26 protein-coding genes are annotated in these 24,235 nt (G+C 55.5%); 17 read left to right on the forward strand and 9 right to left on the reverse strand.

Annotated features, from left to right (window positions below):
• Nucleotides 1–108: 108 nt before the first annotated feature.
• On the forward strand, nucleotides 109–369 hold the full coding sequence (locus C2U53_RS20940) for a YnjH family protein (protein ID WP_172961335.1): 261 nt from the start codon (nucleotides 109–111) through the stop codon (nucleotides 367–369).
• On the opposite strand, the gene C2U53_RS20945 is transcribed toward C2U53_RS20940, so the two are convergent.
• Entirely contained in the window at nucleotides 329–742 is a 414-nt protein-coding gene (locus C2U53_RS20945) for a pyrimidine (deoxy)nucleoside triphosphate diphosphatase (protein ID WP_172740613.1), read from the reverse strand. The genes C2U53_RS20940 and C2U53_RS20945 overlap by 41 nt on opposite strands.
• Before the next feature lie 78 nt (nucleotides 743–820).
• On the opposite strand from C2U53_RS20945, the gene C2U53_RS20950 reads away from it, so the two are divergent.
• Both C2U53_RS20950 and C2U53_RS20955 read left to right on the forward strand, forming a co-directional pair.
• Nucleotides 821–1,390: a carboxymuconolactone decarboxylase family protein gene (locus C2U53_RS20950; RefSeq protein WP_044254855.1), complete on the forward strand. Its 570-nt coding sequence runs from the start codon at nucleotides 821–823 to the stop codon at nucleotides 1,388–1,390.
• Nucleotides 1,383–2,000, forward strand: coding sequence for a CDP-alcohol phosphatidyltransferase family protein (locus C2U53_RS20955; protein WP_104446400.1), 618 nt, complete (start codon nucleotides 1,383–1,385; stop codon nucleotides 1,998–2,000). Before C2U53_RS20950 ends, C2U53_RS20955 begins: the two co-directional genes overlap by 8 nt.
• A 39-nt stretch (nucleotides 2,001–2,039) precedes the next feature.
• On the opposite strand, the gene C2U53_RS20960 is transcribed toward C2U53_RS20955, so the two are convergent.
• The 6 genes from C2U53_RS20960 to xthA all read right to left on the reverse strand — a co-directional run bounded on the left by C2U53_RS20960 (nucleotide 2,040) and on the right by xthA (nucleotide 8,231).
• A complete protein-coding gene (locus C2U53_RS20960) occupies nucleotides 2,040–3,347 on the reverse strand; it encodes a rhodanese-like domain-containing protein (RefSeq protein WP_054176627.1) in 1,308 nt (435 codons plus the stop codon).
• An 87-nt stretch (nucleotides 3,348–3,434) separates the two neighbouring features.
• Nucleotides 3,435–4,067 carry an ATP-binding cassette domain-containing protein gene (locus tag C2U53_RS20965; protein ID WP_104446401.1) on the reverse strand — a complete coding sequence of 211 codons (633 nt, stop codon included), beginning with the start codon at nucleotides 4,065–4,067 and terminating at the stop codon, nucleotides 3,435–3,437.
• Nucleotides 4,067–5,602, reverse strand: coding sequence for an ABC transporter permease subunit (locus tag C2U53_RS20970; RefSeq protein WP_104446402.1), 1,536 nt, complete (start codon nucleotides 5,600–5,602; stop codon nucleotides 4,067–4,069). Before C2U53_RS20970 ends, C2U53_RS20965 begins: the two co-directional genes overlap by 1 nt.
• Nucleotides 5,575–6,738: an ABC transporter substrate-binding protein gene (locus tag C2U53_RS20975; protein ID WP_104446403.1), complete on the reverse strand. Its 1,164-nt coding sequence runs from the start codon at nucleotides 6,736–6,738 to the stop codon at nucleotides 5,575–5,577. The genes C2U53_RS20970 and C2U53_RS20975 overlap by 28 nt, the downstream gene beginning before the upstream one ends.
• Nucleotides 6,739–6,740: 2 nt before the next feature.
• The gene (locus tag C2U53_RS20980) at nucleotides 6,741–7,415 is read right to left on the reverse strand and encodes a TVP38/TMEM64 family protein (RefSeq protein ID WP_104446404.1); all 675 of its coding nucleotides are present in this window, start codon (nucleotides 7,413–7,415) and stop codon (nucleotides 6,741–6,743) included.
• A 9-nt stretch (nucleotides 7,416–7,424) separates the two neighbouring features.
• Complete coding sequence (gene xthA / locus C2U53_RS20985) at nucleotides 7,425–8,231, reverse strand: exodeoxyribonuclease III (RefSeq protein WP_043001945.1); 807 nt, start codon at nucleotides 8,229–8,231, stop codon at nucleotides 7,425–7,427.
• Nucleotides 8,232–8,676: 445 nt separating this feature from the next.
• Here xthA and C2U53_RS20990 point away from each other — a divergent pair, with 445 nt between their 5' ends.
• The 7 genes from C2U53_RS20990 (at nucleotide 8,677) to ves (ending at nucleotide 16,277) form a co-directional block, all read left to right on the forward strand.
• Complete coding sequence (locus tag C2U53_RS20990) at nucleotides 8,677–9,897, forward strand: aspartate aminotransferase family protein (protein ID WP_104446405.1); 1,221 nt, start codon at nucleotides 8,677–8,679, stop codon at nucleotides 9,895–9,897.
• Nucleotides 9,894–10,928 (forward strand): arginine N-succinyltransferase, encoded by a 1,035-nt coding sequence (gene astA, locus C2U53_RS20995; protein ID WP_043000900.1) that lies wholly within the window; start codon nucleotides 9,894–9,896, stop codon nucleotides 10,926–10,928. The genes C2U53_RS20990 and astA overlap by 4 nt, the downstream gene beginning before the upstream one ends.
• Nucleotides 10,925–12,403: a succinylglutamate-semialdehyde dehydrogenase gene (gene astD, locus C2U53_RS21000; protein ID WP_104446406.1), complete on the forward strand. Its 1,479-nt coding sequence runs from the start codon at nucleotides 10,925–10,927 to the stop codon at nucleotides 12,401–12,403. Before astA ends, astD begins: the two co-directional genes overlap by 4 nt.
• A complete protein-coding gene (gene astB, locus C2U53_RS21005) occupies nucleotides 12,400–13,743 on the forward strand; it encodes an N-succinylarginine dihydrolase (protein ID WP_061070199.1) in 1,344 nt (447 codons plus the stop codon). The genes astD and astB overlap by 4 nt, the downstream gene beginning before the upstream one ends.
• On the forward strand, nucleotides 13,736–14,704 hold the full coding sequence (gene astE / locus C2U53_RS21010; RefSeq protein WP_061070198.1) for a succinylglutamate desuccinylase: 969 nt from the start codon (nucleotides 13,736–13,738) through the stop codon (nucleotides 14,702–14,704). The genes astB and astE overlap by 8 nt, the downstream gene beginning before the upstream one ends.
• Nucleotides 14,705–15,048: 344 nt before the next feature.
• Nucleotides 15,049–15,534: an ATP-independent periplasmic protein-refolding chaperone Spy gene (gene spy, locus C2U53_RS21015; protein ID WP_043000896.1), complete on the forward strand. Its 486-nt coding sequence runs from the start codon at nucleotides 15,049–15,051 to the stop codon at nucleotides 15,532–15,534.
• A gap of 167 nt (nucleotides 15,535–15,701) precedes the next feature.
• Nucleotides 15,702–16,277, forward strand: coding sequence for an environmental stress-induced protein Ves (gene ves, locus C2U53_RS21020; RefSeq protein WP_043000895.1), 576 nt, complete (start codon nucleotides 15,702–15,704; stop codon nucleotides 16,275–16,277).
• Here the strand turns inward: ves and cho are convergent.
• Entirely contained in the window at nucleotides 16,237–17,151 is a 915-nt protein-coding gene (gene cho / locus C2U53_RS21025) for an excinuclease Cho (protein ID WP_080721763.1), read from the reverse strand. The two genes, ves and cho, sit on opposite strands and share 41 nt — an antisense overlap.
• Nucleotides 17,152–17,244: 93 nt before the next feature.
• Entirely contained in the window at nucleotides 17,245–18,072 is an 828-nt protein-coding gene (gene nadE / locus C2U53_RS21030) for an ammonia-dependent NAD(+) synthetase (protein ID WP_043000894.1), read from the reverse strand.
• A gap of 219 nt (nucleotides 18,073–18,291) precedes the next feature.
• Between nadE and osmE the strand changes: the two genes are divergently transcribed.
• The 7 genes from osmE (at nucleotide 18,292) to chbG (ending at nucleotide 24,189) form a co-directional block, all read left to right on the forward strand.
• Nucleotides 18,292–18,636, forward strand: a complete 345-nt coding sequence (osmE, locus tag C2U53_RS21035) for an osmotically-inducible lipoprotein OsmE (RefSeq protein WP_043000893.1) — start codon at nucleotides 18,292–18,294, stop codon at nucleotides 18,634–18,636.
• Between the two features lie 294 nt (nucleotides 18,637–18,930).
• Complete coding sequence (gene chbB / locus C2U53_RS21040; protein ID WP_042319411.1) at nucleotides 18,931–19,251, forward strand: PTS N,N'-diacetylchitobiose transporter subunit IIB; 321 nt, start codon at nucleotides 18,931–18,933, stop codon at nucleotides 19,249–19,251.
• A gap of 81 nt (nucleotides 19,252–19,332) precedes the next feature.
• A complete protein-coding gene (chbC, locus tag C2U53_RS21045; RefSeq protein WP_043000892.1) occupies nucleotides 19,333–20,691 on the forward strand; it encodes a PTS N,N'-diacetylchitobiose transporter subunit IIC in 1,359 nt (452 codons plus the stop codon).
• Between the two features lie 52 nt (nucleotides 20,692–20,743).
• Nucleotides 20,744–21,091: a PTS N,N'-diacetylchitobiose transporter subunit IIA gene (gene chbA / locus C2U53_RS21050; protein ID WP_043000891.1), complete on the forward strand. Its 348-nt coding sequence runs from the start codon at nucleotides 20,744–20,746 to the stop codon at nucleotides 21,089–21,091.
• Nucleotides 21,092–21,101: 10 nt separating this feature from the next.
• Nucleotides 21,102–21,944: a transcriptional regulator ChbR gene (gene chbR / locus C2U53_RS21055; RefSeq protein WP_080343308.1), complete on the forward strand. Its 843-nt coding sequence runs from the start codon at nucleotides 21,102–21,104 to the stop codon at nucleotides 21,942–21,944.
• Nucleotides 21,945–22,063: 119 nt separating this feature from the next.
• Complete coding sequence (locus tag C2U53_RS21060) at nucleotides 22,064–23,419, forward strand: 6-phospho-beta-glucosidase (protein ID WP_043000889.1); 1,356 nt, start codon at nucleotides 22,064–22,066, stop codon at nucleotides 23,417–23,419.
• Nucleotides 23,420–23,430: 11 nt separating this feature from the next.
• The gene (chbG, locus tag C2U53_RS21065; RefSeq protein WP_104446407.1) at nucleotides 23,431–24,189 is read left to right on the forward strand and encodes a chitin disaccharide deacetylase; all 759 of its coding nucleotides are present in this window, start codon (nucleotides 23,431–23,433) and stop codon (nucleotides 24,187–24,189) included.
• Nucleotides 24,190–24,235 lie beyond the last annotated feature (46 nt).

Consider the following 24,235-nt stretch of genomic DNA (forward strand, 5'->3'; position numbering starts at 1 on the left):
TGTCATAACGAAAAACGATGACAGAAGAGAGTAAAGTTTCCCGCGCGGGTTACCGTTATACTAAGAACAGACCCGAAATAGTAAGGAAACCCTATGCGTTTTATCGCGATGGCGGCAGCGTTGATGACACTCTCTTTATCCAGCCTGGCGAACCAAAACCTTCGCCCGGATGTGCAGGTGAACGTGCCGCCGGAGGTCTTCAGTTCCGGTGGACAGCGCGCGCAGCCCTGTAATCAGTGCTGCATTTATCAGGATCAGAATTATTCAGAAGGGGCGGTAATTAAAGCCGATGGCGTGCTGTTGCAGTGCCAGCGCGACGAGAAAACGCTCAGTACGAATCCGCTGGTCTGGCGTCGCGTAAAACCATAAAGGCGTTAAGTAGCGGAATATCAGCGGGGGCGAGCGAATAGTCCAGCGCGACGTGCGGCTCGCACCACACCAGTTGCTGATGCTCATGCGCCATTATTTCTCCGCTGAACGCCGGGACATGCCAGGCATGCAGATGAATCAACCGCCCGGAGACTTCACGCTGGTGGCTGGCAATATAGCGCCCCACCGTGGCCTCAATGCCTAACTCTTCGCGCAGTTCGCGGACCAGCGCCTGCGGCTGCGTTTCGCCCGCTTCCACTTTGCCACCGGCAAATTCCCATAAACCTGCCTGATCCGCCTGCGGCGGGCGCTGGGCGAGCAAAATTTTGCCATCACGTTCAATAATCGCGGCAACAACGTCGAGGGTTTTCATCATATTCGTCAATGTTCAACAGCAGAAAGTGACATACTATCGTCATCTTTGATTGACCTGAAGTCCCAGGAGTCTGCCTTGAACGATCCGCAACCGTGGGTAACGCCGTTGACCCGTCTCCCCGCCAGTCTCAACCCTCTCGTGATGACGCAAAGAAAACACTACGGAGAGGTATTACATCCGACGCGCTGGTGGGGGCGGATGCCGTTTTTGTTCTGGCTGGTGGCGCTGTTTGTCGGGTTTCTTGAGCGTAAACGTGCGCGTCTGACGCCGGTGATGCGGGCATTATTGATGACGCGCGTGTCGCAGGTCTGCCACTGCGCATTCTGCGTGGATGCCAACAGCCTGCGACTGGCAGAGCGTAGCGGCGCGATGGACAAAGTGCTGGCCGTGGCGGACTGGCAGGCATCGTCGCTTTTTACACCAGAAGAGCGCGTTGCGCTGGCATATGCTGACGCGGTGACCGCCACGCCACCGCGGGTAGATGATGCCCTGAAAGCGCAAATGAAGCAGCATTTCAGCGATGACGTTATTAGCGAGATGACCGCGTTGTTGGCTTTTCAGAACCTCTCGGCGCGTTTTAATGCCGCGCTGGATATTCCTTCGCAGGGACTGTGCGACAGTCTCAAAGGAGCGCCGCGTGCTTGACCGGCATCTGCATCCACGGCTTAAACCGCTGCTTCACCGTTGCGCAGGCGTGCTCGACAGGCCGGGGGTTTCCCCGGACGGTCTGACGCTGGTTGGGTTTGGCCTCGGCGTACTGGCGTTGCCGTTTCTGGCGCTGGGCTGGTATCTGGCGGCGCTGGTGGCGATTGTCCTGAATCGTCTGCTGGACGGGCTTGACGGCGCGCTGGCGCGACGCCGAGGGCTTACCGATGCGGGCGGTTTTCTTGATATCTCTCTCGATTTTCTGTTTTACGCGCTGGTGCCGTTCGGCTTCATTCTGGCCGGCCCACAGCAGAATGCGCTGGCGGGGGGCTGGCTGTTGTTTGCGTTTATCGGCACCGGCAGCAGTTTTCTCGCCTTTGCCGCGCTGGCCGCGAAGCACAATATCGACAACCCCGGCTATGCGCATAAATCGTTTTATTATCTGGGGGGATTGACCGAGGGAACGGAAACGATCCTGGTGTTTGTACTGGCGTGTCTTTTCCCGGAGAAGTTTGCCGTGCTGGCGTGGATCTTCGGCACACTGTGCTGGATGACGACGTTGACCCGCGTCTGGAATGGTTATCTGACGCTGAAGGGGTTACAACAGTGAACGCCGGATGGCGCGCAAGCGCCGCCATCCGGCAATCCATTACAGACTGCTGTCCGGGCCGCGCTCACCTGCGGAGACCGGGTTTTTCGGGTCTTTGCTCCATTCGTACCATCCGCCGTCATAAACCGAGACGTTTTTCCAGCCCATCGCCCGGGCGTACATAAACGTCTCTGACGCGCGCCAGCCGGTGCCACAGTAAAAGGCGACGTGCTGATCCGGCAGAATGTGCCACTGCTTCCACATGCTGGCGATGTCATCTGCGCTGCGCATGGTGCCGTCCGGGTTATGGAAATCTTCCATATGCGTCGAGTCGCTACCGGCATGTCCCCAGCGCGCCCCGGCAATTTCACCTTTTGGCTTGATATAGCTGTAGCCGCTGGTGGTGCCGATAAATTCTGGCCAGGAGCGAATACTGACCAGCGACGCATCCTGACGGTGCAACAGTCCGCGCGCCTGTTCCATATTAAGCATCAGCTGGGGTTGCGCCGGAATGGTCACGCCAAAATCGGGCTCCGGTTTAACTTTCGCAGGCGTGCCGCGCTCGACCGGCAGCCCGGCGTCGGACCAGGTCTGCCAGCCGCCATCGAGCAGACGCACGTCTTTCACTCCGGCATACAGCATGATCTGCGCCACCCGCGCGGCCGCGTAAACATCGCGTCCGTACAGGATCACCGTCGTGTCATGACGGATACCGTGTTTCGCCAGCATCGCTTTCAGACTGTCATCAGGCACTTTGTTCCACAGCGGTTCACTTTCCACCTCGTTGGTGTCGATGTAATCCGCGCCTGGAATATGGCTGAGCAGATAAAACTTCGGCGCACCCCAGGCGGCTTCTATCACTTTCCAGTCGCCGGCCGGTTTCGCGGTGACCGCTTTACCCTGTTGCAGGTCATGCAGCCACTGCGGATAAACCAGTTGCTCGAAATGCGGCAGTCGTTGCAGACGCGCCGGATCCTGCAACGCGTCGCTCAGCGTGGCAACCTGTTGCAGTCCAGCCTTTTTCAGCCGGTTTTTCACCGCCTGCACGTCGCTGTCGTTGCCGTACAGCGCGACAGGGGCGTCGGCCTTCAGTTGATGCTGTTGGATCCAGGTCGCGAGCTGTTCGTCGCTCATGGTATCAAGCCAGCGGGCAGAGAGGTTGAGGGCGGAAGGTTCGTGTCCGGACGGACCGTTTAGTGACTGTGGCCAGCCATTATAAAACGCGGAGGGACGGGTATCGATAGCCGTACCCTGTTTTTGCGCCAGTTGTTGGAAGTTAAGTACCTGCGCCATATCAGCAGCCCAGGTGGAAGCGCAAGCGAGCCCTAAAGCCAGAGCCAGCGCGGTCATTTGAGAAACACGTTTCATCGAATTGCCCGACGTTGAGATAAGGAGGCGCCATTCTGTGCTCGCGGTAGCGGAAAAACTTTGCGTTAACGCAGTATGTAAGCAGTTTCACAAGGCGGAAGATAACGGCAAAACGTGACCGCCCGGCGGAATATCCTGCGCGTCATGGGTGACCTGAACAACGGGAATGTCCAGCCGACGCACTTCATCAAAGACCCACTGACGAAAGTCTGCCCGACGATCAGCATCAAGACGGCTGAACGGCTCATCCAGCAGCAACGCTTTAGGCTGCGCCAGCAGGGCGCGAAGCAGCGCAACCCGTGCGCGCTGACCACCGGATAGCGTGGCGGGATCGCGAGAAGACAATCCCGCCATGCCCGCACGGTCAAGCGCGTGCTGAACCGCATCCTGCCGCGCTGTGCCTTTCAGATTGGCAGGAAGCGCTAATAGCAGGTTTTGTCCCACCGTAAAGTGATCAAACAGCAGGGCATCCTGAAATAAAATACCGATCTGCCGACGGGCGGTGGGGAGCGCATCCAGACGCTGCTCACCCAGCCACAGTTCACCGCGGACATGCAGCGGTGGCGTCAGCGCACCCACCATCCAGGCCAGCAGCGAAGACTTGCCGCAGCCGGAGGGACCCATTAATGTGACAATGTCACCTTTTGCCACTTCGAAGGTTAACGGGCCAAACAGCGGGGTCTGGTGGAGAAACAGGGAAAGATGGCGAACGGTGAGCATTAGCGCAATCCTTGTCGGCGGTGGCCGACCCATAACGAGAGTCCGGCCATTAGCGTAAACACGACCAGCGGTAACAGCAATTGCCAGAGCGCCTGCGCGGCCAGAATACCGGTACTGCCGCCGCTGCTGAGGGCCACCGCTTCCGTCGTCAGCGTCGGGAAACGGCCTGCGCCCAGCCACAGGGTCGGCATATACTGCGCGATGCTGACGGAGAAACCGACGGCCAGCGTCACGAGTACAGGACGCAAAATCTGCGGACATTTTACGCAGCAAAAGATTTTCATCGGTGACCAGCCCAGCGTCCGGGCAATCAGCAGCAGACGAGGGTCGATGCGTTGCCAGGCCGGTTTCAGGACAAACAACATCCACGGCACCACCCACAGCAGATGTCCCCAGATGAGCGAGGCAAACTGACCGTCCAGTTCAAGATGCAACGCCAGCGCGTATTGGCCCATCACCAGCGGCAGCGCCGGAAGAAGGATTGGCAGCCAGACCCAACGATGTCCGCGCTGTGGTCCCCATTCCAGCCATAGCAGCAAAATGACCAGTCCCAGCGCGCTGGCGGCCACTCCGATTGTTACGCTGTGGGTTAACGCGTCGAGATTGAGCGTAGATTGCTGCGCCAGAAAGGCCAGTAATACCGTGCAGAGCACTCCCGTCGCGGGCAGCGACAATGACAGCGTTTTCCCCGTTAGGTGCGAAACGCGGTGTTGACGTACGCCACTGACGTCAGGAAGCGTGCGTCGCCAGCTACGCCAGAGCTGATAACCCGCGAGTGCAAAGAGGGCGAGCAGCGCCAGCAAGAGCAGGCTAGCCAGCGCGCCTTTGATCTGCTGTTCGCTGTCTCCCTGACTAAGCCATTGCCAGGAGAGGACCGCCAGTGTCGGCGGATTGCCGGGGCCGAGGATGATGGCAACATCCACCGCCGAAATCGTCCACGCCACCACGGCCAGCATTACGGCTCCCAGTGCGGGGGCGATAGTGGGTAAGATCAACCAGCAGAGCGTCTGCCGGCGGTTGTAGCCCAGCGAATCCAGGACGATGACCTGCTGAGCGAGGCGTTTCTCACTCAGTAAAATGGATAAAATCCACAGCACGAAAGCGCTCTCTTTCACGGCCAGCGTCACGCCCAGCCCGATGCCGTAGCGATCAATCGCAGGCGAGAGAAACGGCAGGGCGTGCCAGAGCAGTCCGCCTTCAGCGAAAAGCAGTAGCGCGGCGCTGGCAAACGCGACATGGGGAATCGCCAGCAACCACGGCAGGCGGGTGCTCAACCGTCGCCAGCGTAAGCCGGGCCAGAGCGCCACCACGATTGTTAACGCAATAAACAGCGCGCCAGCGGTGGCGATGAATACCGACACCACGGTCGCCAGCAACGCCTGCGGTAACTGCGGATCGGTAAAAAGAGCCTGCCAGTTTGCCAGTGACAGCGCGGGCGCGATCAGCAACATACCGGCAGGCAGTATTGGCGCATAAATCGCCGCCATGCCCAGCCAGGCGAGAAACATTAGCGCGATCCGTAGCGGCGCAGCCATTCTTGCTCCAGTGCGTTAACCCAGGCCGCATGAGGTTCAGGCAGCACGGCGGGTAGCCCGTCCGGAATGCGCGCTTCCAGCGCGGCCTGCTGTGCGGCGGGCATTTTTTTCGCATCCAGCACCGATGGATCGCCCCAGACTGTTGGATCGGCCTTACGCAGCTGTGCGTCAGGAGAGAGCAGGAAGTTGGCGACCAGTTTCGCTCCGGCGCTGGCACGGGCGTTAACCGGAATGGCGACAAAGTGCACGTTGCCAATCATCCCTGCGGTAAAACCAAAGCTGTAGCTGTGTTTTGGCAATTCACCGCGGGTGATCTTTTGCTGAGCGTGCGCCGGGTTAAAGGTCAACGACAGGCGCAACGTCCCGCTCTTAAGTAACGCGTCCATCCGCGCCGGAGATGGCGGGAAATCTTTCCCTTCTCGCCACAGACTCGGATGCAGCGCGTCGAGATAGCGCCACAGCGGCGCGGTTACATCGGCAAAGGTGGCGGCGTCTGGCGCGACGGTGAGCGCGTGCGGATTGTCAGTCAGCGAGATTAATAACTGTTCCAGAAACGCCGTGCCGGTAAAGTCCGGCGGTCGCGGGTAACTGACGGTGCCTGGATGTGCCCGGGCAAATGCCAACAGCGCCTGCGGACTTTGAGGCGGCTGCGGCGTCACGTCGCGATCTGCAATAAACGTCAACTGCGCGCCTCCCCACGGAGACTCAGCCCCGTCAGTGGGAATTGAAAAATCTTCACGTACCGGTTTTTGCGTATCAACATAGCGCCAGTTGGGCAGCGTTTCCGCCCACTGGGTTTGCAGCAATCCAGCCTCTTTCAACGTGCGAAAATTTTCGCCGTTAACCCACAACAGATCGACAGAACCACCGGTCTTTCGCCCGGCGGCGGCTTCCGTCTGGATGCGCTTCACGGCATCAGCGGCATCGGCGAGACGCACGATTTTAAGATTGACCGCATAGTGGGTTTTCATCTCGCCACTGACCCAGTCAAGATACTGGTTAACGGCGCTGTCACCGCCCCAGGCGTTGAACCAGACAGTCTGGCCTCTGGCCTCATTCTGGATCTGCTGCCAGCGTTGTTCGGCGTGTCCCGGAGCGGCCAGCAACAGACTCGCGAGTAGTAATCCCCAGCGCATAATTACTCCTGAAAAAAACGTGTGACCAGCCAACGGGAGGCCAGTGGTAATAGCCCTAACAGAGCAAAAGCGGTCAGCATAGCGGGAGAAATAATGTCACGTATTGATGTTAACTGGCTTAACTGGCGTCCGGCATTCAGATAAACCACGGTGGCAGGCAGCATCCCCAACTGGCTGACCCACCAGTAGCGGCGCACGCCAACGGTGGTGAGACCTGCAAGCAGGTTGACGACAACAAATGGAAACAAGGGTATCAGGCGTAGCGCAAAAAGATAAAAGACGCCGTCCCGCGCCATCCCGTGATTCACCGTGGCCATATGCCGGGAAAACCGCCGCGCTACCCAGTCACGCAGCAGGTAACGACTGGTGAGCATGGCGAGCGTGGCGCCCAGCGTTGAGGCAAAAGAGACCAGCAGCGTGCCTTGCCAGAGGCCAAACAGCGCGCCGCCAAGCAGCGTCAGCAGCGCCGCGCCAGGAATCGACAGCGCCGCGACGACGGTATAGAGCAGAAAATAGAGGCTTGCACTGAGAAAAGGGGACAGGCGTTGCCAGTCCGCCAACAGTGAATGTTCGCGCTTAAGCGTCTCCAGCGTGAGCAGGCCGGGGGGCAACACCCAGAGCACCCCGGCAAGACAGAGGATCAGTGCGCCCGCAAGCCCTATTTTTCTGGCGTTCACGGTTGAGCATCAGACCTTAAATTTCGCCCATACCGGCGCATGATCAGACGGTTTTTCCATGCTGCGAATTTCATAGTCGATACCGGTTTCCAGACAACGGTCCGCCAGCGGCTGGCTTGCCAGCAGCAAATCGATACGCAGACCGCGGTTATCATCAAACCCTTTCGAACGGTAATCAAACCACGAGAATTTGTCGGTGGTTTCCGGGTGTGCGTGGCGGAAGGTGTCAACAAGGCCCCAGTTCAGCAGGCGGTCCATCCATTCACGCTCTTCCGGCAGGAACGAACATTTGCCGGTGCGCAGCCAGCGCTTGCGGTTCTCTTCGCCAATGCCGATATCCCGATCGGACGGACTGATATTCATATCCCCCATGATCAGTACCGGATTGTCGCGCTTCAGTTGGTTGTCGAGATAGTTTTGTAAGTTCTGATAAAACTGCGCTTTGGCCGGGAATTTAATCGGATGGTCGCGGCTTTCGCCCTGCGGGAAGTAGCCGTTGATTACCGTCAGGTTGCCCAGCGGAGAGGGGATTTCCGCCATGATGATGCGGCGCTGCGCTTCTTCGCCATCATCGGGAAAACCCCGGCGCACGGCGATGGGGGTCTCTTTGGTCAGCAGCGCCACGCCATAGTGACCTTTTTGCCCGTGGTAGAAAACGTTGTAGCCGAGTTTTGCGACATCTTCGAGCGGGAACATGTCGTCGTGAACTTTTGTCTCCTGCAGGCCAATGACATCGGGTTGGTGTTTTTCGACAATGGCTGTCAGTTGATGTGGTCTGGCGCGCAGGCCGTTGATATTAAAAGAGACAAATTTCATAGTCGCTGCCATTTTACGGGATGAATAGTGCATGGATGGTAGCAGAATTTCCGCAGACTGACTGCCCATAATGGTGAGATTCCGGCAATGGGTGTGAATGGTGTTAACAATGGGGCAATGCTTGCCCTGTTTTAGGGCGGATTGCGTCAAAATGGCGCAGTAATTTCCTGTAAATTTCGTAGATGATCACATTTCCAGAATTATATCTGGACTGTGCATAATATTGCGGTTTTTCCTCTATTTATTCCTCTTTCACGCAAACATATTCACTTTCTATGCACATATAGTGAATATCGCTGGGCTATAACTCGTTGATTTTCCGTTCCACACACCCGTTTATGCATTTTTTCCACTGGCTGGCACGAAGACTGCAATCTACATTTACAGCGCAAACACTACTTTTTATTAACATATAAATAACTATTTATTTACCGATGAGGTCGCTATGTCTCAGTCAATTACGCGTGAAAATTTTGATGAATGGATGATGCCCGTTTATGCACCGACGCCTTTTATTCCGGTCCGTGGCGAAGGTTCACGCTTGTGGGATCAGCAGGGTAAAGAGTATATCGACTTCGCGGGAGGCATTGCGGTCAATGCCCTGGGACACGCGCATCCGGAACTGCGTGAAGCGCTGAATGTGCAGGCGAGCAAATTCTGGCACACCGGCAACGGCTACACCAACGAGCCAGCGTTACGACTGGCGAAAAAGCTAATCGACGCCACCTTTGCCGATCGCATCTTCTTTTGCAACTCCGGGGCTGAGGCCAACGAGGCGGCGCTGAAACTGGCGCGCAAATATGCGCACGACCACTACGGCAGCAATAAGAGCGGCATTGTCGCGTTCAAGAACGCCTTCCACGGTCGTACGCTGTTCACGGTCAGCGCCGGAGGACAACCGGCCTATTCGCAGGATTTCGCGCCGCTGCCGCCGGATATCCGCCACGCCGTCTACAACGACATTAACTCTGCCAGCACGCTGATTGACGATACCACCTGTGCGGTCATCGTCGAACCGGTGCAGGGGGAAGGGGGCGTTGTACCTGCAACCCAGGCCTTCCTGCAAGGGCTTCGCGAGCTGTGCGATCGACATAATGCGTTGCTGATTTTTGATGAAGTACAGACTGGCGTGGGGCGCACCGGCGAACTGTACGCTTACATGCACTATGGCGTGACGCCGGATCTGTTGACTACCGCCAAAGCGCTGGGCGGCGGGTTCCCGATTGGCGCGCTGTTGGCCAGTGAAAAATGTGCCAGCGTGATGACCGTCGGGACACACGGCACAACCTATGGCGGTAATCCGCTGGCGACTGCCGTTGCCGGGAAATTACTCGATATCATCAATACGCCTGCGATGCTGAACGGGGTGAAACAGCGCCATGACTGGTTTGTGGAGCGTCTGAACGCCATTAACCTGCACACCGGACTGTTCAGTGAAATCCGCGGTCTGGGACTGCTGATTGGCTGCGTGCTGAATGATACGTTCGCCGGAAAAGCTAAACAGATTTCCCAGGAAGCGGCGAACGCGGGCGTAATGGTGCTGATTGCCGGGGGCAACGTGGTGCGTTTTGCACCGGCATTGAACGTCACGCAGGAAGAGGTCGCCAGCGGGCTCGACCGTTTTGCGCTGGCCTGCGAACAGATTAAAGCCGGAGGTTCATCATGATGGTGATCCGTCCCATTGAGCATGCTGATATTAGCGCGCTGATGCAACTGGCCAGTAAAACCGGTGGTGGGCTGACCTCATTACCCGCGAATGAAGCCACGCTGGCGGCGCGTATTGATCGCTCCCTGAAAACCTGGCGGGGCGAATTGCCGAAAAGTGAACAAGGCTATGTCTTTGTGCTGGAGGATCTGGAAACCGGCACTGTGGCGGGGATTTGCGCGATTGAAGTCGCCGTGGGGCTTAACGACCCCTGGTATAACTATCGCGTAGGGACGCTGGTGCATGCTTCAAAAGAGCTGAACGTTTATAACGCGCTGCCGACGCTGTTTCTCAGTAACGATCACACCGGCAGCAGTGAGCTGTGCACGCTGTTCCTCGATCCCGACTGGCGCAAAGAGGGCAACGGCTATTTGCTGTCGAAATCGCGCTTCATGTTTATGGCCGCGTTTCGCGACCGTTTTAATGAAAAAGTGGTCGCGGAAATGCGCGGCGTGATCGACGAGCACGGCTATTCTCCGTTCTGGCAAAGCCTGGGGAAACGCTTTTTCTCGATGGAGTTTACGCGAGCTGATTTTCTCTGCGGTACCGGGCAGAAAGCGTTTATCGCCGAACTGATGCCCAAGCATCCGATTTATACCCACTTCCTCTCTGACGAGGCGCAGGCAGTCATTGGCGAAGTGCACCCGCAAACCGCTCCGGCGCGCGCGGTGCTGGAGAAAGAAGGGTTTCGCTATCGTAACTACATCGACATTTTCGACGGCGGCCCGACGCTGGAGTGTGATATCGACCGGGTGCGGGCGATCCGCAAAAGTCGGCTGATAGAAGTCGTCGAAGGGCAGCCCGCAACCGGTGATTTCCCGGCCTGCCTGGTGGCGAATGAAAACTACCATCACTTCCGCGTCATGTTGGTGCGCGCCGATCCTCATACAGAGAGGCTGGTGCTGACCGCCGCGCAGCTGGATGCCCTGAAATGTCACGCAGGCGATCGGGTTCGTTTTGTCCGTCTCTGCGCAGAGGAGAAAACGGTATGACTTTATGGATTAACGGTGACTGGGTGACCGGTCAGGGTGAACGTCGGGTGAAGAAGGATCCTGTGCAGGGCAACGTGCTCTGGGAAGGTCACGATGCCGATGCCGCGCAGGTGATGCAGGCGGCTTGTGCTGCCCGCACCGCGTTTCCGGCCTGGGCCAGACGCCCCTTCAGCGAGCGGCAGGCGATTGCGGAAAAATTCGCCGGGCTGCTGGAGAGCAATAAAGCGGATCTGACCGCCATTATCGCCCGTGAAACCGGCAAGCCACGCTGGGAAGCGGCGACGGAAGTGACGGCGATGATCAACAAAATCGCGATTTCCATCAAGGCCTATCACTCCCGCACCGGCGAGCATCAGAGTGAGTTGCCCGACGGCGCGGCGATGCTTCGTCACCGCCCGCATGGCGTGCTGGCGGTATTTGGCCCTTATAACTTTCCGGGACATCTGCCGAACGGACACATTGTGCCGGCACTGCTGGCGGGTAACACCATCCTCTTTAAGCCCAGCGAACTGACGCCGTGGACCGGAGAAGCGGTGATGCGGCTCTGGGAACAGGCCGGTCTACCGAATGGCGTGCTGAATCTGTTGCAGGGCTGTCGGGAAACAGGACAGGCGCTGAGCGCGCTGGATGCTCTCGACGGACTGCTGTTTACCGGCAGTGCGAATACGGGCTATCAACTGCATCGCCAGCTTGCCGGACAACCGGAAAAAATCCTTGCTCTCGAAATGGGCGGCAACAACCCGCTGATTATTGAGGATCCAGAGGATATCGATGCGGCGGTGCACCTGACTATTCAGTCCGCGTTTGTGACGGCGGGACAGCGCTGTACCTGCGCACGTCGCCTGCTGGTAAAAAAAGGCGCGCAGGGTGACGCATTTCTCGCCCGGCTGGTGGCCGTCAGCCAGCGTATCCAGCCAGGTCGCTGGGACGATGAGCCACAGCCGTTTATCGGCGGTCTGATCACCGAACAGGCGGCGCGTCATGTGTTTGATGCCTGGCAACAGCTTGAATCTCTCGGCGGACAGACGCTGCTGGCGCCGCGTTTGTTACAGGCCGGTACCTCACTGCTGTCACCTGGCATTATTGAGCTGACGGGCGTGGCAAATCTGCCTGATGAAGAGGTTTTCGGTCCGCTGCTTGGCGTCTGGCGCTATGAGCGCTTTGACGAGGCGATCGCGATGGCCAATAACACCCGCTTTGGTTTGTCCTGTGGACTGGTTTCGCCCGATCGTGCGCAGTTCGACCAGTTACTGTTGGAAGCGCGCGCGGGGATCGTCAACTGGAACAAGCCGCTCACCGGCGCTGCCAGCACCGCGCCGTTTGGTGGCGTAGGCGCTTCCGGAAACCATCGCGCCAGCGCGTGGTATGCCGCCGATTATTGCGCTTGGCCGATGGCCAGTCTGGAATCCCCGGCGCTGACGTTGCCAGCCACGCTGAGCCCCGGCCTCGATTTTTCGCGTGAGGAGTCCGTATGAAAGCACGTGAGGTCAATTTCGATGGGCTGGTAGGGCTGACGCATCATTATGCCGGGCTGTCGTTCGGCAACGAGGCGTCCACCCGGCATCGTCATCAGGTTTCAAATCCCCGTCTGGCGGCGAAACAGGGACTGCTTAAAATGAAGGCGCTGGCGGATGCGGGATATCCGCAGGCGGTGATTCCGCCGCACGAGCGGCCTTTTATTCCTGCATTACGCCAGTTGGGATTTAGCGGTAGCGATGAGCAGGTGATTGAGAAAGTGGCGCGTCAGGCGCCGCACTGGCTCTCCAGCGTCAGCTCCGCGTCGCCGATGTGGGTAGCCAACGCGGCGACGGTGGCGCCGTCGGCGGATACGCTGGATGGCAAAGTGCACCTGACGGTCGCGAACCTCAATAATAAATTCCACCGTTCACTCGAGGCGCCCACCACGGAGGCGTTGCTGCGGGCGATCTTCCGCGATGAACGTTATTTCGCCGTGCATTCCGCGCTGCCGCAGGTGGCGATGCTCGGCGATGAAGGGGCGGCTAACCATAATCGCCTCGGCGGGGAGTATGGCGAGCCGGGGATGCAGCTGTTTGTCTACGGGCGTGAAGAGGGGAGCAATACGCGACCTTCCCGCTATCCGGCGCGTCAAACCCGTGAAGCCAGCGAGGCGGTAGCTCGCCTGAATCAGGTGAATCCACAGCAGTGTATTTTTGCTCAGCAGCATCCGGATGTCATCGACCTTGGTGTGTTTCATAACGATGTAATTGCGGTCGCGAACCGGGAGGTGCTGTTCTGTCATGAACAGTCCTTTGCGAGACAACATGAGGTTATGAATCAACTGCGCGCCCGGGTGCCCGGCTTTACCCCTGTTGTGGTGCCAGCAGCTGACGTGTCGGTGCCGGATGCGGTCGCGACGTATCTGTTTAACAGTCAATTGTTGAGCCGCGATGACGGTTCGATGATGCTGGTCCTGCCACAGGAGTGCCGCGAACACGCGGGCGTATGGCGCTATCTGACGAACCTGCTGGAAGCCGATAACCCGATCCGCGACATGCGGGTGTTTGACCTGCGCGAGAGCATGTCAAACGGCGGTGGGCCAGCCTGCCTGCGGCTGCGGGTGGTGTTGACCGCAGAAGAATACCAGGCGGTCAATCCGGCGGTAATAATGAATGACGTTCTGTTTACGACGCTCAACGACTGGGTGGATCGCTACTATCGCGACCGCCTGACCGCCGCGGATCTCGCCGACCCGCAACTGCTGCGTGAAGGGCGCGAAGCGCTGGATTCACTGACTCAACTGTTGCAGCTTGGTTCTGTCTATCCGTTCCAGCAATCGGGAGGCGGGCATGGATGATTTCCTCGCCGCCACGCTGGCGGGAACGATGCCGGAGGTTCGGGAAGGCGAAGGCGCGGGATTTCGCTGGCATTGGGTTGACGCCGGTATTCTCGAACTCACCCCCGTCACGGTGACCGACCGTACGCTGGTGATCTCCGCCGGTATTCATGGCAACGAAACCGCGCCGGTGGAGATGCTCAATACGCTGCTGTTGGCGTTGTCTAAGGGGGAGATAACGCTACGCTGGCGGCTGTTGGTGATCCTCGGCAACCCACAGGCGTTGGCTGCCGGGAAGCGCTACTGCCACAGCGATATGAACCGGATGTTTGGCGGGCGCTGGCAACAGTTTGCCGAAAGCGGTGAGACGCAGCGCGCACGTCAACTGGAACAGTGTCTGGAAAATTTTTATGCGACGGGCACGGAGTCGGTGCGCTGGCATCTCGATTTACATACCGCCATCCGTGGTTCTTACCATTTGCGCTTCGGCGTGTTGCCACAGCGTCCCATCCCCTGGGATGAGACGTTTCTTGGCTGGCTGGGTGCCGCAGGACTGGAAGCGCTGGTGTTTCATCAAACGCCGGGAGGCACGTTTACGCACTTTAGTGCTCAACACTTCGGTGCGCTCGCCTGTACCCTGGAGCTTGGCAAAGCCTTGCCATTCGGTCACAACGATCTCCGCCAGTTTGCGCCGACGTCTGCCGCGCTGACCTGTTTACTGTCGGGGCAAATTGACCATGCAGTCGGCACTCCGCCAGTCCGCTATCGGGTGGCGTCGCAGATCACCCGACGCAGCGACGCATTTGTACTGCACATGGACAGCCAGACGCTCAACTTCACTCCCTTTACCGCCGGAACGCTGCTGGCGGAAGAGGGTGACGAGCGTTTTGTCGTCACTCATGACGTGGAATACGTTCTTTTTCCCAACCCTGGCGTGGCGCCGGGATTACGTGCGGGCCTGATGCTGGAGAAATTGCGCTAACCTGTTACCCGCAGGCGAGGGCCTGTGGGTTTTAATTTATCGTGCGCCAGGAAATTAATCCGGACTATTCCTGGAGAGCTGCTTTATTTATCATCAGTGCTCAGGTATAGTTCTTCATATTCCCTGCAAAATCATGCTGTTGTCATTTTTTCTTTCAACTCTTCGCAATAATTTCTTTTTTTCTCCACAATTGGCGAAAAAATGTTTTTTACACTTTCATTGTTTTACTGATGCTCTGACTAATTGACGATTAAGCCGTTAAAGTTAATCTCGTCAACACGGCACTGTACTTCTTCATAAGTGACAAGAAAGCCGTAAAATAACTGAAAGGAAGGATAAAGATTATGCGTAAATTAACTGCACTGTTTGTGGCTTCAACTCTGGCACTGGGCGCTGCGAACCTGGCTCACGCAGCGGATACCACCACCGCGGCACCGGCAGACGCCAAACCGATGATGCAGCATAAAGGTAAATTCGGCCCACATCATGACATGATGTTTAAAGACCTGAATCTGACCGATGCTCAGAAACAACAGATTCGCGACATCATGAAAGATAAGCGTGACCAGATGAAGCGTCCGCCGGTTGAAGAACGCCGCGCAATGCACGACATCATTGCCAGCGATACCTTCGATAAAGCGAAAGCAGAAGCGCAGATTACGAAGATGGAAGAACAGCGCAAAGCGAACATGCTGGCACACATGGAAACGCAGAATAAGATCTACAACATTCTGACCCCGGAACAGAAAAAACAGTTTAATGCCAATTTTGAGAAGCGTCTGACAGAACGTCCGGCGCGTGACGGTAAAATGCCTGTACCTGCTGAGTAATCGCTGAGCAGACTTATTCGAAGACCGCCGGTCTTGTCCATCCTCTCCACTGAGGCGATGGACAGGATCGGCGGTTTTTTCTTTTTCATACCCTATGGAAAATCATCATGGCTGCCGATAACGACGTTGTGCTTTATTATTCCGCATGATGTTTATCAGGAGCGATGATGGAATACTTTGATATCCGCAAGATGCCGGTCAGTCTCTGGCGCAACGGTGCTGGTGAAACGCGTGAAATTTGCTGTTTTCCTCCGGCGACCCGCGATTTTCACTGGCGTGCCAGCATTGCTTCTATCGCCGGTAATGGCGAGTTTTCGCTCTTTCCTGGTATCGAGCGGGTGATTACCCTGCTGGAAGGCAGCGAAGTGACGCTGGAAAGTCAGGGCGCCTTCAGCCATACCCTTAAGCAGCACCAGCCGTTTACCTTTGCCGGCGAGCGTGTGGTGAAGGCCAGACTGACGGAAGGGCAGATGTCGATGGATTTTAATATCATGACCCGGCGTGACTCCTGCCAGGCGAAAGTGCGGGTGGCCGACCGAACCTTTACCACGTTTGGCTCACGCGGCGGCGTGGTGTTTGTTATTAGCGGAGCCTGGCAACTGGGCGATAAACTCCTGACTGCCGATCAGGGCGCCTGCTGGCACGACGGAAAACATACGCTACGGCTGTTGAAAGCAGAAGGGAAACTGTTATTCAGCGAGATCACCTGGCTGCAGGGGTATTCCCCGGATTCAGTTCAATAATTTCACAGGTTCCGGCAACGAGCGGCTTACAGAGAATCTTGTAACCGTCATGATCAAAACCGGCTGGCGTCTGGACCAGCGTCGCCGCATCCTCCAGCGTATCGACCGCTCCCAGCCACAGCCAGTTGTTAATGACGTGATACTGGGTCATTTGCGCACGACTCTCTTTGAGCGCAATGGCGTTTTTCCACGGCCAGCAGATAACGCGCAGTTTTTCCAGCGATGCCTGCAAACGGGCGTCGTGCTCCTGTGGCGATTCTTTATTACAGCAGACGCCAGCGCAGCGTTTTAGCGCAGCGCGAAAGCAGGCTCGGCCACGGCTCAGGGGTTCAAGACCCAGTCGCCCGTAACACAATTTTTGTTCGTCAGCGAGTGACTGTAAGGCGGCAAGCGCGGCGCGGCGGTTGGCAAAAAGACCGAACAGATCCGGAGCGTGGGAGAAATCAACGTCACGCGAATAGACGACATCCACTTTTCCATCCCGGAGCGTTAATGCGCAGAGTTGGCGGTTGCGGCGCAGGCGTTTATTAAACAGCGGCTGTTGCTCTTTAATCAGCCGTGCCTCGAGTAATAGTGCGCCGATTTCACCGGCGGTACCGATCCAGGAGATACGCCTGGACTGGCGCAGCATGGCGGCTTCTTCTGGCGTGCGTAAATGCGACAGTACCCGACTGCGGATATTGACACTTTTACCAATGTAAAGTGGCAGGGTGTCGCTTTCGCTGTGAAACAGGTAAACACCAGGCACGCTCGGGAGCGACTCCAGGAAAGGGCGCAGATGTTCAGGATATTCGTAAACTGCTGCTGCTTCAAACTCAAGACGAGGAACTGATTGACGCCGTGCCACGGTAAACTCCGGATGCTGGTTATGCATCCAGTATAGCAGTGCTATTACGATGAAAAAAGAGAGGGCGTGGGCGACTGCGGCGCGAAAGCCGGATGGCGTTGCCATCCGGTCGGTTTATGCTTACTGTTTCCAGAAGTCATCAAACACGGTAATCGGCGGACGGCGTTTATGCTCTGTCTTCAGATACCAGCCTTCAATGATTTTCGCGATAGCGGCATCCACCGCTTTTCCTTCCAGATAGTCATCAATATTCTCATAGGTCACGCCCAGCGCGGCTTCATCCGGCAGAGAAGGGCGATCGTCTTCGAGATCGGCGGTGGGCGCTTTCTTATAAAGGTGCTCCGGGCAACCTAATGCCGCCAGTAGTTGTTTCCCCTGGCGCTTGTTGAGGCGAAACAGCGGGTTAATATCCGTACCGCCGTCTCCGTATTTGGTGAAGAAACCGGTAATGGCTTCCGCCGCATGATCGGTACCCACCACCACGCCGCTGGTCATACCCGCGATACTGTACTGTGCTTTCATGCGCTCACGGGCTTTTTCATTGCCACGAACGAAATCGCTCAGTTCAATACCGGCTTCACGCAAAGCCTGTTCGCTCGCCAGTACCGCACCTTTGATATTGACGGTCAGCACGCGGTCCGGCTGGATAAAGTCGATGGCGTCCTGACAATCCTGCTCATCAGCCTGAACGCCATAAGGCAGGCGAACGGCGATAAACTGCAGTGCGTCGTTACCGGTCTCAGCACGCAACTCGCTAATGGCGGTCTGGCAAAGTTTGCCTGCCAGCGTCGAGTCTTGTCCTCCGCTGATACCCAGCACCAGACTTTTCAGGAAGGGATAACGTTGCAGATATGCCTTCAGGAAATCCACGCTGCGGCGAATTTCCTCTTCTGGATTAATGTGCGGTTTTGCACCAAGCGCTTTGATGATCTCGTGTTGCAGAGTCATTTACCCCCTCCCCAATGTATAAAGAATAAAATCAGACTGTGTTAAAGCTAACCCTTTGCTGTGAAAACGACAAGTGAACGCAGGCTGAGTGGCGCTTAAAACGACATCCTGCCGTCTGAACGGAATCTGGCAAAATATTCGCGTGCTAAGCGTTAGCTTGAAAAATGTCAAAATGTATTCCAGGCTTATATAACACGCTGATAAACAAGAGGACGGAAAATGAACAGGACTATTGCAGGAATTTTCAGTGCAGCAGCTGTATTAACGATGCTGGCAGGGTGTACGGCGTACGACCGTACCAAAGACCAATTTGTCCAGCCTGTGGTCAAAGATGTGAAAAAAGGCATGAGCCGCGCGCAGGTTGCACAGATTGCCGGAAAACCGTCGTCTGAGGTGAGCATGATCCATGCTCGTGGTACCTGCCAGACCTACATCCTGGGTCAACGTGATGGTAAAGCAGAGACCTATTTCGTGGCGCTGGATGATACCGGTCATGTGATCAACTCAGGCTACCAGAGCTGCGCTGAATACGATACCGACCCGCAGGCAGCGAAGTCACAATAACTGTCTACTGCCTGTACAAGTCAACGAACCGGCCCCTGGCCGGTTTTTTTGTAACGAAGATGATCTTATTTATTGATGCGAATTATTTACCCGAAGTGTGAAGGGGGTCATAACGCCAGGTCAATGAGAGACAATTTAGTTGGTCAAGGAAATACCATCAGCAGGTGCGATGCCGTATACTCATTTCAGACACAGAAATAAGTTTTCGGTTACGCAGGTTATCCAGAGCATAGAAGCAGGTAGAGACTTGCGGCGTGGCTGGTTGACAGATAATCGCACATGAGGAAGGTCTGAATGGAAAAGAAACACATTTATCTGTTTTGCTCTGCGGGTATGTCTACCTCTTTGTTAGTGTCAAAGATGCGCGCGCAGGCGGAAAAGTATGAAGTCCCGGTTATTATTGAAGCATTCCCGGAAACCCTTGCCGGAGAAAAAGGACCCAATGCTGACGTTGTATTATTAGGTCCACAAATTGGTTATATGTTGCCCGAAATTCAGCGTTTGTTACCGAACAAACCTGTAGAAGTGATTGACTCGCTGCTGTATGGCAAAGTCGATGGTTTAGGCGTGCTTAAGGCTGCAGTTGCAGCAATTAAAAAAGCCGCTGCAAATTAATATTTTAAATTTTCCCGTCAAAGAGTTATTTCATTTACATATACCGCAATAATTAATTGCGGTTTTTAAGGGTATTTTTCTATGAGTAACGTCATTGCTTCACTTGAAAAGGTACTCCTTCCTTTTGCTGTCAAAATAGGAAAGCAGCCACACGTTAATGCAATCAAAAACGGTTTTATTCGTTTAATGCCATTAACCCTCGCGGGGGCTATGTTTGTATTAATCAATAACGTTTTCCTGAGCTTTGGGGAGGGGTCGTTTTTTTATTCCCTCGGTATTCGGCTGGATGCGTCAACCATTGAAAATCTCAATAGTCTGAAGGGCATCGGCGGAAACGTCTATAACGGTACGCTGGGTATTATGTCACTGATGGCGCCATTCTTTATCGGTATGGCGCTGGCGGAAGAGCGCAAAGTCGACGCCCTGGCGGCCGGCCTGTTAGCGGTCGCGGCCTTTATGACCGTCACGCCTTATAGCGTGGGTGAAGCCTATGCGGTTGGGGCGAACTGGCTGGGCGGCGCGAATATCATTTCCGGTATTATTATCGGTCTGGTGGTCGCCGAAATGTTTACCTTTATTGTCCATCGCAACTGGGTCATTAAATTACCCGATAGCGTACCGGCATCTGTCTCTCGTTCATTCTCAGCATTGATTCCAGGCTTTATTATCCTCTCTATTATGGGGATCATCGCCTGGGCGCTGACGACCTGGGGAACTAACTTCCACCAGATCATTATGGACACCATCTCGACACCGCTGGCTTCGCTGGGCAGTGTGGTTGGCTGGGCGTATGTACTCTTTGTTCCGCTGCTGTGGTTCTTCGGTATCCACGGTTCCCTGGCGCTGACGGCGCTCGACAGCGGTATCATGACCCCATGGGCGCTGGAAAACATCGCTATCTATCAGCAGTACGGTTCAGTGGATGCCGCGCTGGCTGCCGGTAAGACGTTCCACGTCTGGGCGAAGCCGATGCTCGACTCCTTTATCTTCCTCGGCGGTAGTGGTGCAACGCTGGGTCTGATCCTGGCTATCTTTATCGCCTCTCGCCGCGCGGATTACCGTCAGGTGGCGAAACTGGCTCTGCCATCAGGTATCTTCCAGATTAACGAACCGATTCTGTTTGGTCTGCCGATCATCATGAATCCGGTGATGTTCATCCCGTTCATTCTGGTTCAGCCGATTCTGGCCGCGATCACGCTGATAGCGTATTACCTGGGGATCATCCCACCAATTACGAACATCGCACCGTGGACCATGCCAACCGGGCTGGGGGCGTTCTTTAACACCAACGGGAGCGTTGCGGCTCTGCTGGTCGCCTTGTTCAACTTAGGGATTGCGACGCTGATTTACCTGCCGTTCGTGGTGGTTGCGAACAAAGCGCAAAACGCAATCGACAAAGAAGAGAGCGAAGAAGATATCGCTAACGCACTGAAATTCTAAGTTTAACCCGGCATGTGGCAACGCATGCCGGGCCGTCAAAGAGGAATGATTTATGATGGATCTCGAGAATATTACTGATACCCAAACCGAAGCCGAAGAGCTCGAAGAAGTGGTGATGGGGCTTATCATCAACTCCGGACAGGCGCGCAGCCTGGCCTACGCGGCCTTAAAACAGGCGAAGCAGGGCGACTTCGACGCCGCGAAAACGATGATGGAGCAGTCGCGCATGGCGTTGAACGAAGCCCATCTGGTGCAGACGAAACTGATTGAAGGCGATCAGGGCGAAGGTAAAATGAAAGTCAGTCTGGTTCTGGTTCACGCACAGGATCACCTGATGACGTCAATGCTGGCACGCGAACTGGTGGCAGAGTTGATTGAGCTTCACGAGAAGCTGAAATAGTAAGGAGTTGATGATGCAACATCAGGCGACCGCACCGGAAATCACCATTGCCCGTGAACAACAGTTGTTTAACGGTAAAAATTTCCATGTCTTTATCTACAACAAGACAGAGAGCGCCTGTGGTCTGCATCAGCACGATTACTATGAGTTTACACTGGTGCTCACGGGGCGCTATTACCAGGAGATCAACGGTAAACGCGTGCTGCTGGAACGGGGTGACTTTGTGTTTGTTCCGCTCGGTTCGCACCATCAGAGCTTCTACGAGTTCGGCTCGACGCGCATTCTCAACGTTGGCATCAGTAAACGTTTTTTTGAACAGCACTACAGCCCGCTCATGCCGTTCTGTTTCGTGGCATCGCAGGTCTATCGCACCAACAGCGCATTTTTAACCTATGTCGAAACGGTTATTGCCTCGCTCAACTTTCGTGATACCGGGCTGGAAGAGTTTGTCGAAGTGGTCACCTTCTACATTATCAACCGCCTGCGCCATTATCGTGAAGAACAGGTTCTGGATGATATTCCGCAGTGGCTGAAAGCCACCGTGGAAACCATGCATGATAAAGCGCAGTTTGGTGAAAACGCGCTGGAAAATATGGTTTCCCTGTCGGCAAAATCTCAGGAATACCTGACGCGAGCGACCCAGCGTTATTACAGCAAAACGCCGATGCAATTAATTAATGAAATTCGCATTAACTTTGCCAAGAAACAGCTGGAGATGACTAACTACTCCGTAACAGATATTGCGTATGAAGCGGGATACAGTAGTCCAAGTCTGTTTATTAAGACGTTTAAAAAAATGACGTCATTTACGCCTAATAGCTACAGAAAAAAACTCACGCAATATAATCAGTAATTATTTTACTCAACAACCAGGTTTACGCTTGCCCATTAGTGACGCGGGACGTCTGCGTCATATCTGACAGAAGGGCAGAGCATCATTCACGCCAGTGTTAAGCACTGAAGGGAGAAACGATGAGCCAGAAATTAAAAGTCGTCACCATTGGTGGTGGCAGCAGCTATACCCCGGAATTGCTGGAAGGATTTATTAAACGCTACCACGAGCTGCCGGTTTCCGAATTGTGGCTGGTTGACGTCGAAGGCGGTGAAGAGAAACTGGATATTATTTATCAACTTTGCCAGCGTATGATCGAAAAAGCAGGCGTGCCGATGAAGGTGTTTAAAACTCTGGATCGCCGCGAAGCACTGAAAGATGCCGATTTCGTAACCACGCAGTTGCGCGTAGGACAGTTGAAAGCGCGTGAACTGGATGAGCGTATTCCGTTGAGTCACGGCTACCTGGGCCAGGAAACCAACGGTGCCGGTGGTCTGTTCAAAGGGCTGCGCACGATCCCGGTGATTTTCGACATTATTAACGATGTGGAAGAACTGTGCCCGAATGCCTGGGTGATCAACTTTACTAACCCGGCAGGTATGGTGACCGAAGCGGTCTATCGTCATACGAACTTCAAACGCTTTATTGGCGTGTGCAACATTCCGGTCGGGATGAAGATGTTCATCCACGATGTGCTGGCACTGAAAGAGAGTGATGACCTGTCGATCGACCTGTTTGGTCTCAACCACATGGTGTTCATTAAAGACGTGATCGTCAACGGGCAGTCACGCTTTGCCGAACTGCTGGATGGCGTAGCCTCGGGCCAGCTTAAAGCCTCCACGGTGAAAAACATTTTCGATCTGCCGTTCAGCGAAGGGCTGATTCGCTCTCTGAATCTGCTGCCATGCTCGTATTTGTTGTACTACTTCAAGCAAAAAGAGATGCTGGCGATCGAGATAGGCGAATACTACAAGGGGGGCGCGCGGGCTCAGGTGGTACAGAAGGTCGAGAAACAGCTGTTCGATCTGTATAAGAACCCGGAGCTGAACGTCAAGCCGAAGGAGCTGGAGCAGCGCGGTGGCGCGTACTACTCTGACGCCGCCTGCGAAGTCATTAATGCCATTTTTAATGACAAGCAAACCGAGCATTACGTCAACATTCCGCATCACGGCCACGTCGATAACATTCCGGCCGACTGGGCGGTAGAGATGACCTGTACGCTGGGTCGCAATGGGGCAACGCCGACGCCGCGTATCACCCATTTTGACGAGAAAGTGTTGGGATTGATCTATACCATCAAAGGCTTTGAAGTCGCTGCCAGTAACGCGGCGCTGAGTGGTGAGTTTAACGATGTGTTGCTGGCGCTGAACCTGAGCCCGCTGGTGCACTCAGACCACGACGCAGAAGGGCTGGCGCGTGAACTGATTCTGGCGCACGAAAAGTGGCTGCCAAACTTTGCCGGGTGCATTGCGAAGCTTAAAGACGCACAACACTAAAGAGGTCGGCTATGGAACGCTTATTGATTGTAAACGCGGATGATTTTGGTCTGAGCAAAGGGCAAAACTACGGCATCGTGGAGGCCTGTCGCCACGGCGTGGTGACCTCGACCACGGCGTTGGTGAACGGTGATGCCATTGAGCATGCGGTCGCCTTAAGCCGCGATCTGCCGACGCTGGCGGTAGGGATGCACTTTGTTCTGACGCTGGGAAAACCGCTGACCGAGATGCCGGGATTAACCCGTGAAGGGTGTCTGGGAAAATGGATCTGGCAGATGGCAGAGGAAGATACGCTGCCGTTGGATGCAATCGCCCGTGAGCTTGCCAGTCAGTACCAGCGTTTCATCGACCTGTTCGGACGGGAGCCGACACACCTGGATAGTCATCACCATGTGCATATGTTCCCGCAGATCTTCCCCCTTGTCGCGCGATTTGCCGCAGAGCGTAATCTTGCGCTGCGCATTGATCGTCAGCCGGTGTTCCAGGCAGGCGATCTTCCGGCGACGCTGCGTAGCTCGCAAGGGTTCAGCAGTGAGTTTTACGGGGAAGTGATTTCGGAAGCGTTGTTTCTGCAGGCTCTCGATGCTTCAGCAAAACGTGGAGAATCCTCACTGGAAGTGATGTGTCACCCGGCGTTTATTGACAATATCATCCGTCAGAGCGCCTATTGTTACCCCCGCTTGACTGAACTGGACGTGCTGACGTCGGCCTCGCTCAAGTATGCGATTGCAGAACGTGGCTACCGTCTGGGCAGTTTTCTTGATGTCTGACTCCTGAGTTTGCGGCGCGTGGTGCGCCGCTTTTTTTGCCCGCGAT

This window comes from Citrobacter sp. CFNIH10 (assembly GCF_002934585.1).
Lineage (GTDB): Bacteria > Pseudomonadota > Gammaproteobacteria > Enterobacterales > Enterobacteriaceae > Citrobacter_A > Citrobacter_A amalonaticus.

Excerpts from the sequence above, each read along its gene's own strand:
- C2U53_RS21060 (WP_043000889.1), top strand. The coding sequence starts at position 22,064 with ATGAGCCAGAAATTAAAAGTCGTCACCATTGGTGGTGGCAGCAGCTAT.
- astD (WP_104446406.1), top strand. The coding sequence starts at position 10,925 with ATGACTTTATGGATTAACGGTGACTGGGTGACCGGTCAGGGTGAACGT.
- C2U53_RS20940 (WP_172961335.1), top strand. The coding sequence starts at position 109 with ATGGCGGCAGCGTTGATGACACTCTCTTTATCCAGCCTGGCGAACCAA.
- astA (WP_043000900.1), top strand. The coding sequence starts at position 9,894 with ATGATGGTGATCCGTCCCATTGAGCATGCTGATATTAGCGCGCTGATG.
- C2U53_RS20965 (WP_104446401.1), bottom strand. The coding sequence starts at position 4,067 with ATGCTCACCGTTCGCCATCTTTCCCTGTTTCTCCACCAGACCCCGCTG.
- chbG (WP_104446407.1), top strand. The coding sequence starts at position 23,431 with ATGGAACGCTTATTGATTGTAAACGCGGATGATTTTGGTCTGAGCAAA.
- osmE (WP_043000893.1), top strand. The coding sequence starts at position 18,292 with ATGAACAGGACTATTGCAGGAATTTTCAGTGCAGCAGCTGTATTAACG.
- chbB (WP_042319411.1), top strand. The coding sequence starts at position 18,931 with ATGGAAAAGAAACACATTTATCTGTTTTGCTCTGCGGGTATGTCTACC.
- chbC (WP_043000892.1), top strand. The coding sequence starts at position 19,333 with ATGAGTAACGTCATTGCTTCACTTGAAAAGGTACTCCTTCCTTTTGCT.
- C2U53_RS20960 (WP_054176627.1), bottom strand. The coding sequence starts at position 3,347 with ATGAAACGTGTTTCTCAAATGACCGCGCTGGCTCTGGCTTTAGGGCTC.
- ves (WP_043000895.1), top strand. The coding sequence starts at position 15,702 with ATGGAATACTTTGATATCCGCAAGATGCCGGTCAGTCTCTGGCGCAAC.
- C2U53_RS20970 (WP_104446402.1), bottom strand. The coding sequence starts at position 5,602 with ATGGCTGCGCCGCTACGGATCGCGCTAATGTTTCTCGCCTGGCTGGGC.
- cho (WP_080721763.1), bottom strand. The coding sequence starts at position 17,151 with ATGCATAACCAGCATCCGGAGTTTACCGTGGCACGGCGTCAATCAGTT.
- spy (WP_043000896.1), top strand. The coding sequence starts at position 15,049 with ATGCGTAAATTAACTGCACTGTTTGTGGCTTCAACTCTGGCACTGGGC.
- C2U53_RS20945 (WP_172740613.1), bottom strand. The coding sequence starts at position 742 with ATGAAAACCCTCGACGTTGTTGCCGCGATTATTGAACGTGATGGCAAA.
- C2U53_RS20990 (WP_104446405.1), top strand. The coding sequence starts at position 8,677 with ATGTCTCAGTCAATTACGCGTGAAAATTTTGATGAATGGATGATGCCC.
- astE (WP_061070198.1), top strand. The coding sequence starts at position 13,736 with ATGGATGATTTCCTCGCCGCCACGCTGGCGGGAACGATGCCGGAGGTT.
- chbA (WP_043000891.1), top strand. The coding sequence starts at position 20,744 with ATGATGGATCTCGAGAATATTACTGATACCCAAACCGAAGCCGAAGAG.
- chbR (WP_080343308.1), top strand. The coding sequence starts at position 21,102 with ATGATGCAACATCAGGCGACCGCACCGGAAATCACCATTGCCCGTGAA.
- xthA (WP_043001945.1), bottom strand. The coding sequence starts at position 8,231 with ATGAAATTTGTCTCTTTTAATATCAACGGCCTGCGCGCCAGACCACAT.
- nadE (WP_043000894.1), bottom strand. The coding sequence starts at position 18,072 with ATGACTCTGCAACACGAGATCATCAAAGCGCTTGGTGCAAAACCGCAC.
- astB (WP_061070199.1), top strand. The coding sequence starts at position 12,400 with ATGAAAGCACGTGAGGTCAATTTCGATGGGCTGGTAGGGCTGACGCAT.
- C2U53_RS20975 (WP_104446403.1), bottom strand. The coding sequence starts at position 6,738 with ATGCGCTGGGGATTACTACTCGCGAGTCTGTTGCTGGCCGCTCCGGGA.